12 protein-coding genes are annotated in these 16626 nt (G+C 73.4%); 8 read left to right on the forward strand and 4 right to left on the reverse strand.

All coding sequences use genetic code 11. From position 1 onward, the window contains the following. Positions 1-193: 193 nt before the first annotated feature. The gene (locus tag IE332_RS00420) at positions 194-991 is read left to right on the forward strand and encodes an HAD family hydrolase (RefSeq protein ID WP_189913514.1); all 798 of its coding nucleotides are present in this window, start codon (positions 194-196) and stop codon (positions 989-991) included. A gap of 436 nt (positions 992-1427) precedes the next feature. On the opposite strand, the gene IE332_RS00425 is transcribed toward IE332_RS00420, so the two are convergent. Then, on the reverse strand, positions 1428-2318 hold the full coding sequence (locus IE332_RS00425; RefSeq protein WP_189913017.1) for a Fic family protein: 891 nt from the start codon (positions 2316-2318) through the stop codon (positions 1428-1430). Between the two features lie 220 nt (positions 2319-2538). Between IE332_RS00425 and IE332_RS00430 the strand changes: the two genes are divergently transcribed. The 3 genes from IE332_RS00430 to acs all read left to right on the forward strand — a co-directional run bounded on the left by IE332_RS00430 (position 2539) and on the right by acs (position 8557). Next, positions 2539-3546: an ATP-binding protein gene (locus tag IE332_RS00430; protein ID WP_189913018.1), complete on the forward strand. Its 1008-nt coding sequence runs from the start codon at positions 2539-2541 to the stop codon at positions 3544-3546. Between the two features lie 423 nt (positions 3547-3969). Further along, positions 3970-6357, forward strand: coding sequence for a SulP family inorganic anion transporter (locus IE332_RS00435; RefSeq protein ID WP_189913019.1), 2388 nt, complete (start codon positions 3970-3972; stop codon positions 6355-6357). 241 nt (positions 6358-6598) lie between these two features. Further along, positions 6599-8557, forward strand: a complete 1959-nt coding sequence (gene acs / locus IE332_RS00440; RefSeq protein ID WP_189913020.1) for an acetate--CoA ligase — start codon at positions 6599-6601, stop codon at positions 8555-8557. A gap of 133 nt (positions 8558-8690) precedes the next feature. On the opposite strand, the gene IE332_RS00445 is transcribed toward acs, so the two are convergent. Further along, positions 8691-10073: a serine hydrolase domain-containing protein gene (locus IE332_RS00445; RefSeq protein ID WP_189913021.1), complete on the reverse strand. Its 1383-nt coding sequence runs from the start codon at positions 10071-10073 to the stop codon at positions 8691-8693. A 376-nt stretch (positions 10074-10449) separates the two neighbouring features. On the opposite strand from IE332_RS00445, the gene nhaA reads away from it, so the two are divergent. From nhaA to IE332_RS00465, 4 genes are all read left to right on the forward strand, one after another. Next, positions 10450-11862, forward strand: coding sequence for a Na+/H+ antiporter NhaA (gene nhaA / locus IE332_RS00450; protein WP_189913022.1), 1413 nt, complete (start codon positions 10450-10452; stop codon positions 11860-11862). 443 nt (positions 11863-12305) lie between these two features. Next, positions 12306-12782: a phage holin family protein gene (locus IE332_RS00455; protein WP_189913023.1), complete on the forward strand. Its 477-nt coding sequence runs from the start codon at positions 12306-12308 to the stop codon at positions 12780-12782. A gap of 202 nt (positions 12783-12984) precedes the next feature. Continuing rightward, the gene (locus IE332_RS00460; protein ID WP_229928181.1) at positions 12985-14052 is read left to right on the forward strand and encodes an alpha/beta fold hydrolase; all 1068 of its coding nucleotides are present in this window, start codon (positions 12985-12987) and stop codon (positions 14050-14052) included. A 172-nt stretch (positions 14053-14224) separates the two neighbouring features. Next, positions 14225-14425, forward strand: a complete 201-nt coding sequence (locus tag IE332_RS00465) for a hypothetical protein (protein ID WP_189913024.1) — start codon at positions 14225-14227, stop codon at positions 14423-14425. 103 nt (positions 14426-14528) lie between these two features. Here IE332_RS00465 and IE332_RS00470 read toward each other — a convergent pair whose 3' ends face one another. Both IE332_RS00470 and IE332_RS00475 read right to left on the reverse strand, forming a co-directional pair. After that, entirely contained in the window at positions 14529-15227 is a 699-nt protein-coding gene (locus tag IE332_RS00470) for a metal-dependent hydrolase (RefSeq protein WP_189913025.1), read from the reverse strand. Positions 15228-15437: 210 nt separating this feature from the next. Continuing rightward, positions 15438-16622: a MarP family serine protease gene (locus tag IE332_RS00475; protein ID WP_189913026.1), complete on the reverse strand. Its 1185-nt coding sequence runs from the start codon at positions 16620-16622 to the stop codon at positions 15438-15440. Positions 16623-16626 lie beyond the last annotated feature (4 nt).

Here is a 16626-nt window from a genome sequence, read left to right on the forward strand (position 1 = left end):
GTGTACCCGAGCGGCCAGAAACACAAACCCGCACGCCCACGAGTACGCCGAATGGCGGGGTGTTTTGTGGTTCCCTCTATCCTCGGTTCCCGTGGACACCACCGAGAACGCCGACGACCGCGCCGACGAGTCCCAGGGCGACACCAACGGGCCCGAAGAGCTCGGCCCGGCCGCCCGCCCCCGGTCGGTCGGGCTGCGCACGGCGGCCTTCTTCGACCTCGACAAGACCATCATCGCCAAATCGAGCGCGCTGGCCTTCAGTCGCCCCTTCTACCAGGGCGGCCTGATCAACCGTCGGGCCGTACTGCGCAGTGCGTACGCCCAGTTCGTCTTCCTGGTCGGCGGCGCGGACCACGACCAGATGGAGAAGATGCGCGAGTACCTCTCCGCGCTGACCCGGGGCTGGAACGTCCAGCAGGTCCGCGAGATCGTCGCCGAGACCCTGCACAACCTGATCGACCCGATCATCTACGACGAGGCCGCCTCGCTGATCGAGCAGCACCACGCGGCCGGCCGGGACGTGGTGATCGTCAGCAGCTCCGGCTCCGAGGTGGTCGAGCCGATCGGCGCCCTGCTGGGCGCGGACCATGTGATCGCCACCCGGCTGAAGGTCGAGGACGGCTGCTACACGGGCGAGATCGAGTACTACGCCTACGCCGAGAACAAGGCCGCCGCCATCCGGGAGTTGGCCGCGACCGAGGGCTACGACCTGGCCGCCTCCTACGCCTACAGCGACTCCTCGACCGACCTGCCGCTGCTGGAGGCGGTCGGCCACCCGTCGGCCGTCAACCCCGACCGCGCGCTGCGGAAGGAGGCGCAGGCCCGGGAGTGGCCGGTGCTGGTCTTCGACAAGCCGGTGGAACTGCGGCGGCGACTGCCGGAGTTCTCCGCCCCGAGTGGCTCGGTGCTGACGGCGGTGGCGGTCGGGACGGCCCTGGTGACCGCCGGGGTGATCTGGTACCTGGCCCGCCGGCGGCGGCCGCTCGCCTGAGGTCCCGCGTCGATCCCGCTCCGGACAAGCCGAGCCTGCTCCGGACGAGCCGAGCCGGTCCCGGACGAGCCGAGCCCGTTCTGGATAAAAGGGGCAATCGGCACAGACTTCTCGTTTCGGGTTCCCCTTTCGCCCGAAACGCGATACAAATGAAGCACGGCCCGCGAGACCCGGTCAGGACCGAAGAGGTCAAACCGACAACGCAGTTCAGGCCCCACGGACCGCGTGTACAGATAGCCGAGCACCCACATGCAGCCGACCCGCTGTCGGGCCGCCGGACCAGACGAACGGGCAGGATCCCCGTCTGATCGGCACTTCCGGTGCATGCATGGTCACCCGGTATCTGCACCAGCGGCGGCACCCAGCAGGATCAGGTGCCGCCGCATCTTCGTGTCCACGGTCCCTCCGCGAAGCCCCCCGCGCGAGGCCCCGCCGGTCAGGCCATCCCGCGCTGCATCGCCTCGCAGACCGCCGTGCTCTCCCGTACGCCGAGCCGCAGCGCGGCGCCGCAGTGCGCGATCCAGGCCCCCATCCCCTCGGGCGTGCCCGCCAGGTAGCCCGCGAGCGCCCGGCGGTAGGTGCCGGTGCCGAGCTCCGCGAAGCCGACCTCGGCCGGGCAGATCGCCTTCGGGTCGAGGCCCTCGGCGATCAGCACGATCCGCTGGGCGGCCCGCGCGATCACCCCGTTGTACGCGCCGAAGGGCCGCAGCGCGAGCAGTTCACCGTGCACCACCGATGCCACCACGAGGGCCGGCGTGCCCACGCCCTGCCCCTCCGCGCGCGCCACCAGCAGCCGGGAGAGCTGGTCGAGCCGGGCCGCGACCTCCTCCGCGCCCGGGGCGGGCGGCGGCTCGGGCAGCGGCCCGTCCACGGCCTCGACCCGGACGCTCTCCACCGGCTCCAGCTCCAGCGGGAACAGCGCCTCGGCGCCCTCCCCCGCCCGGCGCGGGCGCCCGGCGGCCGGGTCGCCGTCGCCGACCGCGAGCAGGTGCAGCCGGGCCAGCACCTGGAGCGGCGAGTGCCGCCAGATGCTGAGCAGCTGGCCGGCCTCGGCGGCGATCCGCAGGGCCGCGCCGACCGTGCGGGCCTCGGCGTCCGCGCTGAAGTCGGTGCGGCGGCGGACCTCCTCCAGCGGCCAGTCGGCCCCGGCCAGAGCGGCCGAGGCGCGGGCGCCGCGCAGGGCGGACTCGGAGGTGACCTCGGCCGCGCGGCGGCGCATCACCCGGTGGCCGTAGAGCCGGTCGACGGCCTTGCGCACCTCGGCCACCGCGTCGGGCACCCCGGGGAGCTGGGCCAGCGGGGCGAGGGGATCTGTTCCAGTGCTCACCTACCCGAGAGTAATGAACCGGCCGCCTCTCCCGGAACAGCAACCCCGCATCACCCGTTAGAGGCAATCCTCACTTCCCTCCCCCGGCGAGGCCCGAACCGCGGCTAGCATGGCCACTATCGGAGACGATAACTATTTCCAACTAGGGGCGCCCCCACCGCGCGGCCCCTGGGCAGGCGGCCCCGGAGCGAGGGGCCCGAGCGAGAGCCGGAGTCCCCAGATGAAGATCGCCTTCGTCGGCAAGGGCGGCAGCGGGAAGACCACGCTGTCCGCACTGTTCATCCGCCACCTGGCCGCCACCGGCCGGCCGGTCATCGCCGTGGACGCCGACATCAACCAACACCTGGGCCCGGCCCTCGGCCTGACGGACACCCAGGCGGCCGACCTGCCCTCGCTCGGCGCGCACCTGCCGGAGATCAAGGAGTACCTGCGCGGCGGCAACCCGCTGATCCGCTCGGCCGAGGAGATGATCAAAACCACGCCGCCCGGCCGCGGCTCCCGGCTGCTGCGGATCGTCGAGGAGAACCCGGTCTACGCCTCCTGTGCCCGTCCGATCGCGCTGGACGAGGGCTCGGTTCGGCTGCTGGCGACCGGCGCGTTCACCGAGGAGGACCTCGGGGTGGCCTGCTACCACTCCAAGGTCGGCGCGGTGGAGCTGCTGCTCAACCACCTGCTGGACGGCCGCGACGAGTACCTGGTCACCGACATGACGGCCGGCTCGGACTCCTTCGCCTCCGGCCTGTTCACCCGCTTCGACCTGACCTTCCTGGTGGCCGAGCCGACCCGCAAGGGCGTCTCCGTCTACCGCCAGTACCGGGACTACGCCCGCGACTTCGGCGTGCAGCTGCGGGTGGTCGGCAACAAGGTGCAGGGGCCGGACGACCTGGCGTTCCTGCGCCGCGAGGTCGGCGACGACCTGCTCACCACCTTCGGACACTCGGACTGGGTGCGCCGCCTGGAGCAGGGCGCCGAACCGCCGCTGAAGGCCCTGGAGCCGGCCAACCGGGCCGTGCTGGAACAGCTGCGGGCCGAGGCCGACGCGGCCTACGGGCGGCGCGACGCGCACCGCTACACCGAGCAGGCCGTGCTCTTCCACCGCCGCAACGCGGAGAGTTGGGCGAACGCCAAGGTCGGCATCGACCTGGCCACCCAGGTGGACGAGGGCTTCGTCCTGGGCGAGTTCGCCGACGGCGGCGAGCGGCCGGCCCCGGCGGGCGCCCACGCCTGACCCGCCCGCCACCGCGCCCGAACGGGCCGCGGCCTCCCGTCACCCCGGGGAGGCCGCGGCCCGTTCGCCGTGTCCGGCGCCGCCGGCAGCAGGTCCGCTTCGGTTCGAACACCACCCATTGGGGTGAATCAGGGGGTTTTCCGCTTCCCTCCCGCAACAACGCTGTGCAAAGCTTTCATTACCCTCGGTTTACCGAGTCTTGATGGTCCGTCCCGGACGGCCCTCGGCGAGACGTCCCGCACCTCGCCCGGGCCGCCGGCGGGCCCGATGGTCCACGCCGGCCGGTGACACCCGCACTCCCCGCCGTGCCCACGCCATCCCGCCACACCGTCGCGACCCACGACAGCCGATCCGCCCGGAGCCCCACCCCGGACCCACCGCCGGACCTGACTGCGTTCGTTCCCCCGGACAGACGGGAAGACCATGACCCTCGACATCTCCAGTGCCCCCATCGCCTCCGACACCACCGACCACGCACCGCCGGGCCCCGGCGCCCGGATCCGCTGGGCGCAGGACCTCTCCGCCTCGCTGGTGGTCTTCCTGATCGCCGTGCCGTTCTCACTCGGCATCGCGCTGGCCACCGGCGCCCCGCTCACCGCCGGCCTGGCCGCCGCGGCCGTGGGCGGCATCGTGGTCGGGCTGTTCGGCGGCACCTCGCTCATGGTCAGCGGCCCCTCGGCGGCGCTGACCGTGATCACCGCCGGACTGATCACCCAGTACGGCTGGCAGGCCACCTGCACCATCACCCTCGCCGCCGGACTGCTGCAACTCCTGCTCGGCGTACGCCGGGTGGCCCGGACGGCGCTCGCCGTCTCGCCCGCGATCGTGCACGGCATGCTGGCCGGGGTCGGCCTCACCATCGCCATCGCGCAGCTGCACGTCGTACTCGGCGGGTCGCCGCAGAGCTCCGCGGTCGCCAACCTCCTCGCGCTGCCAGGGCAGTTGGCCGGTCCACACCCACCCGCGCTGCTGGCCGGCGCGGTGACCGTCGCCGTCCTGCTCGGCTGGCCCCGGCTCGGCCGACTCCCTGGCCGCGCGGGCCGGCTGGGGGCCCGGCTGGCCAAGGTGCCGGGCCCGCTGGCCGCCATCGCCCTGGCCACCGCCCTGGCGCTCGCCCTCGGCCTGCGGCTCGCCCACATCGAACTGCCCGCCTGGCAGCCGCACGCCTTCGCGCCGGCCCTGCCGCACGGTCCGGTGCCCGGGCTGATCTCCGCCGTCCTCACCGTCACCGCCGTGGCCGGCGTGGAGTCGCTGCTGTCCGCCGTGGCGATCGACCGGATGTCCCGCCGCACCGGGGACCTGGACCGCGAGCTGCGCGGCCAGGGACTCGCCAACCTGCTGAGCGGCCTGGTCGGCGGACTGCCGATCGCCGGCGGCGCGGTGCGCAGCACCGCCAACGTGCAGGCCGGCGCGCGGACCAGGTGGGCCTCGGTGCTGCACGGCGTCTGGGTGCTGGCCGCCGCGCTGGCGCTGACCGGCGGACTGCGCCGGATCCCGCTGGCCGCGCTCGCCGCGCTGGTCCTGGTGGTCGGGCTGCAGATGGTGAGCTTCGCGCACATCCGCAACGTGCACCGGCACCGCGAGTTCCCGGTCTACCTCACCACCGTGATCGCCGTGGTGGCCGCCGGGGTGCTGTGGGGCGTCGCGATCGGGGCCGCCACCGCCGTCCTGCTCGCGCTCTACCGGCTGACCCGCGCCCACATGGACGTCGAGACCGGGCCCGACGGCTCGGTCACCGTCCAGACGCACGGCCCGCTCACCTTCACCGCCGTCCCCCGGCTCAGCCGGGCGTTGGCGGGCATCCCGGCCGGGGCGGAGGTCACCGTGGTCCACGACGGCTCCTTCCTGGACCACGCCGCGTACGAGACGCTGCACAGCTGGCGCGCCGGGCACCAGGACGCGGGCGGCCGGGTCTCGATGGTGACGCGACGGCAGGACGACGAGGTGCTCGACCCCGACGGCACGGTGCGCGCGGGCAGTTCACCGGGGCCGCACCGCTGCCGGGCCTGGACGCCGTGGGTCGGCCACCACTGCATCGAGCAGCAGGAGGACCCGCACGGCCGGCTGCTGGACGGGGTCCGGGTGTTCCAGCTGCACACCGCGCCGCTGATCAGGCCCGAACTCGCCCGGCTGGCCCGGGAGGGGCAGACGCCCTCGCAGCTCTTCCTGACCTGCGCGGACTCGCGGATGGTCACCAGCATGATCACCAACAGCGGGCCGGGCGACCTGTTCACCGTCCGCAACGTGGGCAACCTGGTGCCGGCCCCCTTCGAGCCCGGCGCGGCCGACGACTCGGTGGCCGCCGCGGTGCAGTACGCGGTCGAGGTGCTGGAGGTGCGCTCGATCACGGTCTGCGGCCACTCCGGCTGCGGGGCGATGAAGGCCCTGCTGGACGGCGTGCACGAGCTCCCCGGTCCGCCCACGCCGCTGGCCCGCTGGCTGCGCAACGGGCGCGGTTCGCTGGACCGGCTCCGCCGGGTGCCCGCCGAGTTCGCCACCCGGCCGGTGGTGGACGCGGTGGAGCAGCTCTGCATCACCAACGTCGTTCAGCAGTTGGACCAGCTGATGGCGAATCCGGCGGTGGAGCGCCGGGTCGAGGAAGGCACCCTGCGGCTGGTCGGGATGTACTTCGACTTCGCGACCGCGCAGGCCTACGTGCTGGACCGCGCCGCGGGGACCTTCAGCCCGGTGGAAGCCCGCACCGGCGCCCACGCCGAGGTCCGCACCGCCGGGGTACCGGCCGAACGGGTGAATGAGGACGGCCGGGTTCCCCCCGGCGGCGGTGAGGAGGACCCCCGACTGGCCGCCTGAGAGCCGGGTCCGTGTCCCCGCCGGGCGGGCCGGGGCACGGGCCCACCAGCCCACGTACGGTTTTCCGCTCCCCTCCGGCGGAACGTACGGGTCGCCGTCCGATTGTCGATCAAAGGTCTACACCAATTCTCGGGAGCCTCTTGTCAACTGGCCCGTTCGCCTGGTGAGCTGTGCGCTGGGACACACGGGACTATCCCCACGCACGGGATCGTCCCCGATCATGACTCGATGAGGAGTGCGTGTGAGCAACGAGAGCCTGGCCAACCTGCTCAAGGAGGAGCGACGATTCGCCCCGCCGGCAGAGCTCGCCGCAGCCGCCAACGTCACGGCGGCCGCGTACGCGCAGGCCTCCGAGGACCGCCTGGGCTTCTGGGCCGAGCAGGCCCGTCGCCTCGACTGGGCCGTCGAGCCGACCGAGACGCTCGACTGGTCCAACCCGCCCTTCGCCAAGTGGTTCGCCGACGGCAAGCTCAACGTGGCGTACAACTGCGTCGACCGCCACGTCGAGAACGGCCTCGGCGACCGCGTCGCCATCCACTTCGAGGGCGAGCCCGGCGACAGCCGCTCGATCACCTACGCCCAGCTCAAGGACGAGGTCTCGCAGGCCGCCAACGCGCTGCTGGAGCTCGGCGTCCGCAAGGGCGACCGCGTGGCGGTGTACCTGCCGATGATCGCCGAGGCGGTCGTCGCGATCCTCGCCTGCGCCCGGATCGGCGCCACCCACTCGGTGGTCTTCGGCGGCTTCTCCGCCGACGCCGTCGCCTCCCGCATCCAGGACGCGCAGGCCAAGCTGGTCATCACGGCCGACGGCGGCTACCGCCGCGGCAAGCCGTCCGCGCTCAAGCCGGCCATCGACGAGGCGCTCACCAAGGTCGAGGGCGTCGAGCACGTCCTGGTCATCCGCCGCACCGGGCAGGAGGTCTCCTGGACCGAGGGCCGCGACGTCTGGTGGCACGACATCACCGCCCGTCAGTCCACCGAGCACGCCCCCGAGGCGCACGAGGCCGAGCACCCGCTGTTCATCCTCTACACCTCGGGCACCACCGGTAAGCCCAAGGGCATCCTGCACACCTCGGGCGGCTACCTCACCCAGGCCAGCTACACCCACCACGCGGTCTTCGACCTCAAGCCGGAGACCGACGTCTACTGGTGCACCGCCGACATCGGCTGGGTCACCGGCCACTCGTACATCGTCTACGGGCCGCTCGCCAACGGCGCCACCCAGGTCATCTACGAGGGCACCCCGGACACCCCGCACCAGGGCCGGTTCTGGGAGATCGTGCAGAAGTACGGCGTGACCATCCTCTACACCGCGCCGACCGCGATCCGCACCTTCATGAAGTGGGGCGACGACATCCCCGCGAAGTTCGACCTGTCCTCGCTGCGGGTGCTGGGCAGCGTCGGCGAGCCGATCAACCCCGAGGCGTGGATCTGGTACCGCGAGCACATCGGCGCCGGCAAGGCCCCGATCGTGGACACCTGGTGGCAGACCGAGACCGGCGCCATGATGATCAGCCCGCTGCCGGGCGTCACCGAGACCAAGCCGGGTTCGGCCCAGCGCGCCCTGCCGGGCATCTCGGCCACCGTGGTGGACGACGAGGCCAACGAGGTGCCCAACGGCTCCGGCGGCTACCTGGTGCTCACCGAGCCGTGGCCGTCCATGCTCCGCACCATCTGGGGCGACGACCAGCGCTACATCGACACCTACTGGTCGCGCTTCGAGGGCCGCTACTTCGCCGGTGACGGCGCCAAGAAGGACGAGGACGGCGACATCTGGCTGCTCGGCCGGGTGGACGACGTCATGCTCGTCTCCGGCCACAACATCTCCACCACCGAGGTCGAGTCGGCTCTGGTCGGCCACCCGTCCGTGGCCGAGTCCGCGGTGGTCGGTGCCACCGACGCCACCACCGGGCAGGCCATCGTCGCCTTCGTGATCCTGCGCGGCGGCGCCACCGAGAGCCCGGAGCTGGTCGAGGAGCTGCGGGCGCACGTCGGCCGCACGCTCGGCCCGATCGCCAAGCCGAAGCAGATCAAGGTGGTCGGCGAACTGCCGAAGACCCGCTCCGGAAAGATCATGCGCCGGCTGCTGCGCGACATCGCCGAGGGCCGTGAGGTCGGTGACACCACCACCCTCGCCGACAGCTCGGTGATGAGCCAGATCCAGACCCAGCTGACGGCCGCGGACAACGGCAACGGCTGAGCGGACTGAGCCCGCAGCCGTGCCCCGGACGGTGGTCACCGTCCGGGGCACGGCTGTCAGGTCGTCACGAGGTGGCCACGGGGCCGGTGTCACGCCCTCGCGGCGTCATGCTCGGTGTCACGCCCTCGCGGCGTCACGCCCTCGCGGCGTCACGCCCCCTCGGTGCCGACGACGGCGCCCTGGTGGCGCCGGGCACCCGGCACTGAGCGACCAGAGCGCGCAGGGTCCCGTAGGCGTTCTGGACGAAGCCCCGGCTGCGCAGCGACCGCGCTCCGGCCATCACCGCCAGCCCCACCTGGGCCTGCGGGCTGAACCCGACGAAGGTGCCGAACCCCCGGGTGGACCCGGTGTGGAACATGACCTCCTCGTCCTCGCCGAAGGCGCCGCCGAGGCCGTCCCCGCACGCGCGCCCGGGCCCGTGCCCGTCCCCGCTTCCGACCCCGGCCCCGACCCCGGGCCCGATCCCGTTCGCGCCCTCCGCCGCACCCAGCAGGCGCTGGTTCCAGCCCAGGCAGAGTCGGGTGCCGCCGCCCCGGCGCCGCCCGATCAGCGGGCGGCGGACGTCGCCGAGCGCCGTCCGCAGCGCCGTCGCGTCGGCCCGCTCGGGGAGCGGGACGGCGTCCAGCGACAGGTGTGCCTGCAGGTAGCGGAGCATGTCGTCGGCGGTGGAGCGCAGGGCGGCCGCGCCCGGCAGCGCGGGCAGCCCGCAGGACGGCACCCGGCGGCCGCGCCGGTACCCGCCGGCGTCCTCCCGGCCGGGGCCGCAGGAGGTGTCCACCAGGCCGAGCGGGCCGCAGACCCGGGCGGCCAGCAGGTCGTCGTAGCGCTGCCCGGCCGCGTTGGCCAGCAGCAGTCCGAGCAGTCCGCAGCCGAGGTTGGAGTAGCGCACCTGGGTGCCCGGGGTGCCCCGCACCGGGGTCCGCGGCAGCGCCCTGAGCAGGTGCGCCGGACCGAAGGTGGCGTACGGGCGGGTGAACCACCGGGGGGCCGCCGCCGGGAGCAGCCCGACCGGCAGCCGGGGCAGGCCCGAGGTGTGGGTGGCCAGGTGGAGCAGGGTGATCGGCCGCTCGTGCGGGTAGCCGGGCCGGGCGTTCGCCGGGAGGTAACGGTCGATCGGGTCGTCGTAGCGGACGTCGCCGCGGGCGGCCATCTCGGCGAGCAGCAGTCCGGTGAAGGTCTTGGTGACGGAACCGAGTTCGAACCGGGTGTCGGCCCGGACCGGCTGTTCGCTGGAGCGGTCGGTGGTGCCCCGGCAGGCCACCGCCCGTTCCTCGCCCCGGATCACCGCGACGGCGACGCCACCGCCCGGGCCCGCCGCGCGGAACAGCGGCCGGAGCAGGCGGTTCAGGTCGGCGGGGATGCGGTCGGGGCCGTCGGTGGTGTCGCCGGTGGCGTCGTCGGCGGGGTCGTCGTCGGCGGATTCACCGGCGGGATCGGACGATGGCCGGTCGACGGGGTCGGCGGATAACAGGGGCGGGCCGGGAATGATCGCGTCGACGGGAACGGTCGTGGGCATGGGGGTGCCTCCAGCGGGCGGGTCGTGAGAAGGGGAAACCGGGGAACCGGGGAACCGGGAAGCCACCGGGGTGCGCGCCGGATCCGGATCGGTCGGCGCCTGGGACCGACGATAGGAACGCGTTCACCCGAGTGCATGCGGCTGAGGCCATTCGGGTGCCGGGTCGGTGCTCCTCCGGGGTGCAGAACCCTCCCAGAGGGCTTAAGTCCTTTAACAGGACAATCCGGATGTCACCCAATCGTCCCGCTAGACTGTTAACGACGCATCAAGGTCCCCTGCCGGGGATCCGGGCGTCACAGGGCGCGCCGGGAAGTCTGGTCGGCAACTGCACCACCCGTGCATCCGTTGCCGCTCCCAGCCCCTCAGGAGGTCCCCCGTGACCGACCAGCCGCCCGTCCACGAGCCGACGACCCGCCGCCGGCAGTTCCTCGGCCGGCTGTCACTGCCCGAGCGCACCTTCATCACCGACGCCCTGCGTACCGAGACGGTCGGCGGCGTGCTGCTGCTGGGCGCCGCCGTCATCGCACTGATCTGGGCCAACGCCTGGCCGCACGCGTACGAGAGCATGCTCGACTACACCGTCGGGCCCTCCGCCCCACTGCACCTCGACCTCTCCCTGGCCACCTGGGCCAAGGACGGGCTGCTGACGATCTTCTTCTTCGTCGCCGGGATCGAGCTCAAGCGCGAGTTCGTGGCGGGCGAGCTGCGCACCCCGAGCGCGGCGGTACTGCCCGTCATCGCCGCCGTCTGCGGGGTGGCGCTGCCCGCGATCCTGTACGCCGTGGTCAACTCCGGCAGCGGCGGGCACCCCGGCGGCTGGGCCATCCCGACCGCCACCGACATCGCCTTCGCCCTGGGCGTGCTGGCCGTGGTCGGCAGCCACCTGCCCTCGGCGCTGCGCGCCTTCCTGCTCACCCTGGCCGTCGTCGACGACCTGATAGCGATCCTGATCATCGCGGTCTTCTACAGCTCCGGCATCAAGTTCTGGGCGCTCGGGCTGGCCTTCGCCGGGCTGGTGCTGTTCTGGTTCCTGCACCGGCGCGGAGTGCACGGCTGGTACCTGTTCGTGCCGCTGGCCCTGGTGACCTGGGCGCTGATGCACGAGAGCGGCGTCCACGCCACGGTCGCGGGCGTCGCCATGGGCCTGATGCTGCGCTGCCACCGGGAAGGCGACGAGCAGCACTCCCCCGGCGAGCACATCGAGCACCTGGTCCGCCCGCTGTCGGCCGGTCTGGCCGTCCCGGTGTTCGCGCTGTTCTCGGCCGGGGTGACGATCTCCGGCCCGGCGCTGCGCGAGGTGTTCACCCAGGCCGCGCCGATCGGCATCGTGGTCGGCCTGCTGGTCGGCAAGTCGGTGGGCATCTTCGGCGGCACCTGGCTGATGGCCCGGTTCACCCGGGCCGAGCTGAACCCGCGGCTCAAGTGGGCCGACATGGTCGCCGTCTCGGTGCTCGCGGGCATCGGCTTCACCGTCTCGCTGCTCATCAGCGAGCTCGCCTTCCCGGACGACCCGACGCTCGCCGCCCGCGCCAAGACGGCCGTCCTGGTCGGCTCGCTGCTCTGCGCGACGGTCGCCACCCTGCTGCTGAAGCTGCGCAACCGGCACTACCGGGCGCTGTGCGAGGAGGAGGACCGGGATCTGGACGGGGACGGCGTCCCGGACGTCTACCAGCAGGACGACCCGGCCTGGCGGGCCCGGGTCGGTGAGCCGGCCCGGTCGCTGTCCGAGGAGGCCCCCGGCGGCTCCGGCGCTTCGGGGACCCCCGGGGACTCCGCGCCGGGCCGCTGACGGGCCATCCGGACGGACGGACGGACCGTCGGCCGGACGGACGGACGGACGGACCGTCGGCCGGACGGACGGACGGAGGCCGCCCCCTGGGGACCGGGAACCTCGCGGGCCCGCTGCCGGCCCGGCCCTCGGCCAAGCGCCGTCCAGGGGCCCGTCGATGGGCCTGTCGAGGGACCTCCCCCGGAGCCCGTCCAGGGGCCCCTCCAGGAGCCCGTCCAGGCGCCCCTGGAGGGGCCTGACCGGGGACCCGCTCGGGGGCGCGGAAGCCGCGAGGCGCCGGGACACGTCCCTCCGGCGGGGCCCCGGAGTGGTGTGCGACTGACCGGTAGGGGCATGATTCTGAGCTGTCGACAACCCACTGACGCCTCCGGAACCCCCACCGGCTCCCGGAACCGCGGAACCGCGGTGGCGTCACGCCGCACAGCCGCAGAGGAGAACAGCTGATGCCCGCAGGAGCCGCAGACCCGTCCAGCAACGGCCGGGCGCCCTACGAGGGCGAGCGTTCGGTGGGGCAGCTGTTCGCGGCGGCCACCGCCGACCTGTCCGCGCTGGTCCACGACGAGATCGCGCTCGCCAAGGCCGAGATCCGGGCGGACGTCAAGCGCGGTGTCTCCGGCGGCGTCTCGCTGCTGGTCGCCGGCGTGGTGGCGCTGTTCTCGATCCCGATGCTGAGCGCCGCCGCGGCCTTCGGCATCCACGCGCTGGGCCTGTCGCTGGGCTGGTCCTTCCTCATCGTGGCCGGCGCCTATCTGGTGCTCGCGGTGCTGCTCGGGGTGCTGGCGTACCGCTCGTTCAAGAAGATCGAGCCGCCGCACCGCACCATCGAGGGCGCCCAGAAGACCGCCGACGTGCTGAAGAACGCCCGGCCGCGCCCGGCCACCAAGGAGGAGATCGACCGGGCTCTGGGCCGCATCCAGTAGGTCTGCCGGCGGACTCGTCAACGGACCTCGTCGACGGACTCCTCGGCGGCCCCGTCAACGGAGGCGTCAACGGCCCGCGCGCGGCCCCGTCAACGGACCGTGAGCGGAGGCCTCCCGTCCGGGCGGCCGCTTCCCGTCCGTGGACCCGCCGACAGTGAGTGCCGGGCACGTGTCCCGTGCGCGGATGTGACACGCTCTCGGTATGCCGCTTGACCAGAAGCCCGTGCCCGCGCAGCCGTCCGCCGCCTCCGACCCCGACTCCGACCCCGACACCGGCACCGGCGTCCGTCCCGAGGGCCTCGGCCCTGCCCCCGAGCGGGAGCCCGCCGAGGCGGCCTCCGGCGCCGCTCCGGCGGCGGCCGGGGCCGAGGCGTGGGACATCCGGCAGAGCGGCCCGTGGACGCACCGCGACCTCGCGGCCAACGGCGCCCGCTTCCACATCGCCGAGCTGGGCTCGGGCCCGCTGGTGCTGCTGGTGCACGGCTGGCCCGAGTACTGGTGGGCCTGGCGGCACCAGCTGACCGCGCTCGCCGAGGCCGGCTACCGGGCGGTGGCGCTGGACCTGCGGGGCGTCGGCGGCAGCGACCGCACCCCGCGCGGGTACGACCCGGGCAACCTCGCCCTGGACATCACCGGGGTGATCCGCTCGCTCGGCGAGCGCCGGGCGCACCTGGTCGGGCACGCCTCCGGCGGCACCCTGGCCTGGGTCGCGGCGGTGATGCGCCCCTCCGTCATCCAGAGCCTGACCGTGGTGTCGGCCGCGCACCCGCGGGACCTGCGCCGGGCGCTGCTCACCGACCGCCGGCAGTTCGCCGCCTTCGAGCACGTGCTGGGCTTCCAGCGGCCGTGGATACCGGAACGCCAGCTGGTGGCCGACGACGCCGCGCTGGTCGGCCGCTACCTGACCTCCTGGACCGGCCCGAACGGCCTGGACGAGGCCGCGGTGCACGCGTACCGGCAGGCGATCCGGATCCCCAGCACCGCGCACTGCTCGATCGAGCCGTACCGCTGGCTGATGCGGTCGATGGCCCGGCCGGACGGCATCCAGTTCGCCCGGCGCATGAAGAAGCCGATCACCGCGCCGACCCTGCACGTCCAGGGCGCGGCGGACCCGGTGCTGCTGTCGCACACCGCGCTCGGCGGTGGCGAGTACGTGGCGGCGCCGTACCGCTGGCGGCTGCTGCCGGGGGTGGGCCACTTCCCGCACGAGGAGGCCCCGGAGGAGTTCACCGCGGAGCTGCTGGACTGGGTGGGGCACCACAAGGAGTGAGGCCGGGGGCCCGGCGAAGGAGCCGGCGGAGGGGCCATCGCGAATTCCGGAAGGGCCTTCGGTCCCAACTCCCTTGATGTTGCGCTCATATGACAAACGCATAGGCCAATTTCGGCACACCCGGGGTGGTTACCCCCACCGGCCCAGGGGCATCCATTTCGGTATGAGTTGGATGCCCGATCGCGGCGCCGCCCCGCGCGGCCGACGCCAGAACAGTCCCCAGCGCTCCGCCCACCGCCCCGACCGGGCGGACGACCTCGGCTTCGACGGCCTCGACCGCCGCCAGCCCGTGGAGCGGCGGCAGCTCGGCATCCCGCGCATCCTCGGCCGGCGCGCCCGCTGGGTGGGCGCACGACTGCGGCGCGAGACCTGAGGCCCCGCGCCGCGTAGTCCGGCGGTCCCGCGTAGTCCGGCGGTCCGGCGCGGTCCGTACGGGCCACCGCCCGTACGAGCCGCCGCCCGCAGCGCCGCACCGCTCAGTTGGTGATCGGCGCCAGCGCGGTGAACCAGAGCAGGACGAAGGTCGCCACCGACATGATCGGCACCAGCACCTTGGTCTCGACGCTGTTGCCGCTGCGCTTGATCAGCACGACCTCGTAGCGCTCCTTGTGCGGCCAGAGCAGCGGCGCGCCCTTCTTGGTCAGGCAGTCGCCCAGCAGGTGCGCCAGCGTGCCCAGCCCCACCGCGTACGGCAGCCAGCCGGGCGAGTTGGGCATCCAGGTGTTCATCCCGAAGGTGCCGAGCGCGGACAGCCCGATGACGGTGATCCAGGTCTGCGGGCCGTCGCCCGGCGGGCAGAGCCGCAGCGCCCGGATCGCCAGCGCCAGCAGGAAGAAGGTCAGCGCCAGCGTGAAGTTGCGCCCCAGGTAGGTGACGCCGGCCCAGGTGCCGCCGCCCATGAGCGCGACGAACAGCAGCGAGTGGGTGGCGTGCCGGTGGCCGCCGGAGGCCCAGGCCACCACCCGGCAGAGCGCCTTGGAGACCGGGCCCAGGAAGTTGGCGATCGAGCCGTCGTGGTGGTCGAGGTCCGGCAGCAGGGCCGCGCCCGCGCACAGCACCGTGCCCATCAGTATGTCCGCCGGATGCAGCGTGGTGTGCAGCAGCAGCGGGGGCAGGAAGGGGGCCGACGCCGCGTACAGCATCGCCCCGCTCACCGCGTGCGAATGACCCATCATCGGACTGCCACGACCTCCCGTCGGGCCCACTCCGGGACGGCGCCCGCTTGAGCCGAACGGGTGAGCGCGGCCGAGGCTACCAGCGCGGGATGACGGGGCGGCGGATATCGGACGGCCCGGCCCGGCGCGCCCCGCTCGGGGCCCGCCGGGCCGGGCCGAGACCGGAGCCGGGGCCGCGGCGGGCCGAGACCGGCCCCGGCCCCGCCAGGGTCAGAGCGCGCAGCCCTGGGTGTCCACCCGGGCGGTCGCGGCGCCGCCCTGCTGGGCGTCCTCGCGCACCTCCGCTGCGGTCAGCACGTAACCGGTGTCGGCGCTGTCCAGCGACTTGGCGAACACCACGCCGTACACCTGGCCGTCCGGGGTGAGCAGCGGGCCGCCGCTGTTGCCCTGCCGGACCACCGAGCGCACCGAGTAGACGTCGCGCACCACCTGGCCGCGGTGGTAGATGTCCGGACCGTTGGCCTGGATCCGGCCGCGGATGCGGGCCGGCTGGACGTTGAAGGCGCCGTTCTCCGGGAAGCCGGCCACGATCGCGCTGTCGTTGGTCTTCGCCTCGCCCGCGAAGGTCAGCGCGGGGGCGTTCAGCTTGGGCACGTCCAGGACCGCGATGTCGCGCTGCCAGTCGTAGCGGACAACCGTCGCGTCGTACAGCTGGCCGACGCCGCCGATCTGCACGGTGGGCTCGTTGACCCCGCCGACCACGTGGGCGTTGGTCATCACCCGGTGCGGGGCGAAGACGAAGCCGCTGCCCTCCAGGGTCTTGCCGCAGGAGGTCGCGGTGCCGACCACCTTGACCAGGCTCTGCTTGGCCCGGGCCACCGCCGGACTGGCGGCCAGCGCCGGGTCGGGGGTGTCCACCTGGGTGATCGGCTCGTGCTCGAAGGGGTTGAAGACCTGCGGGAAGCCGTTGCGGGCGAGCACCTTGGAGAAGTCCGAGAACCAGTTCGGCGCGTCCGAGGGCAGCGCGTTCTGCACCCCGCCGAGGATCGCCGAGGAACGGACCTGCTTGGAGACCGTCGGCAGCGAGGCCCCGGCCAGTGCCGAGCCGATCAGCCAGGCCACCAGCAGCATCGAGACCACGTTCACCACCGCGCCGCCGGCCGCGTCCAGCACCCGGGCCGGGCGGCGGTCGATGTGGCCGCGCAGCTTCCAGCCGAAGTGCGCGGTGATCGCCTGGCCGATCGCGGCGAAGACGATCACCACCACCACGGCCACCACCGAGGCCGTGGTGCCGGGGCTCAGGTGGTCGAGCAGCAGCGGCAGCAGCTCGACGGCCAGCAGACCGCCGCCGAGGAAGCCGACCAGCGACAGCACCCCGACCACGAAGCCCTGCCGGTAGCCCGACACGGCGAATCCCACGGCAGCGGCGATCAGCAGCACATCCAGGACATTCACTCCG

This window comes from Kitasatospora xanthocidica (genome assembly GCF_014656195.1).
GTDB lineage: Bacteria > Actinomycetota > Actinomycetes > Streptomycetales > Streptomycetaceae > Kitasatospora > Kitasatospora xanthocidica.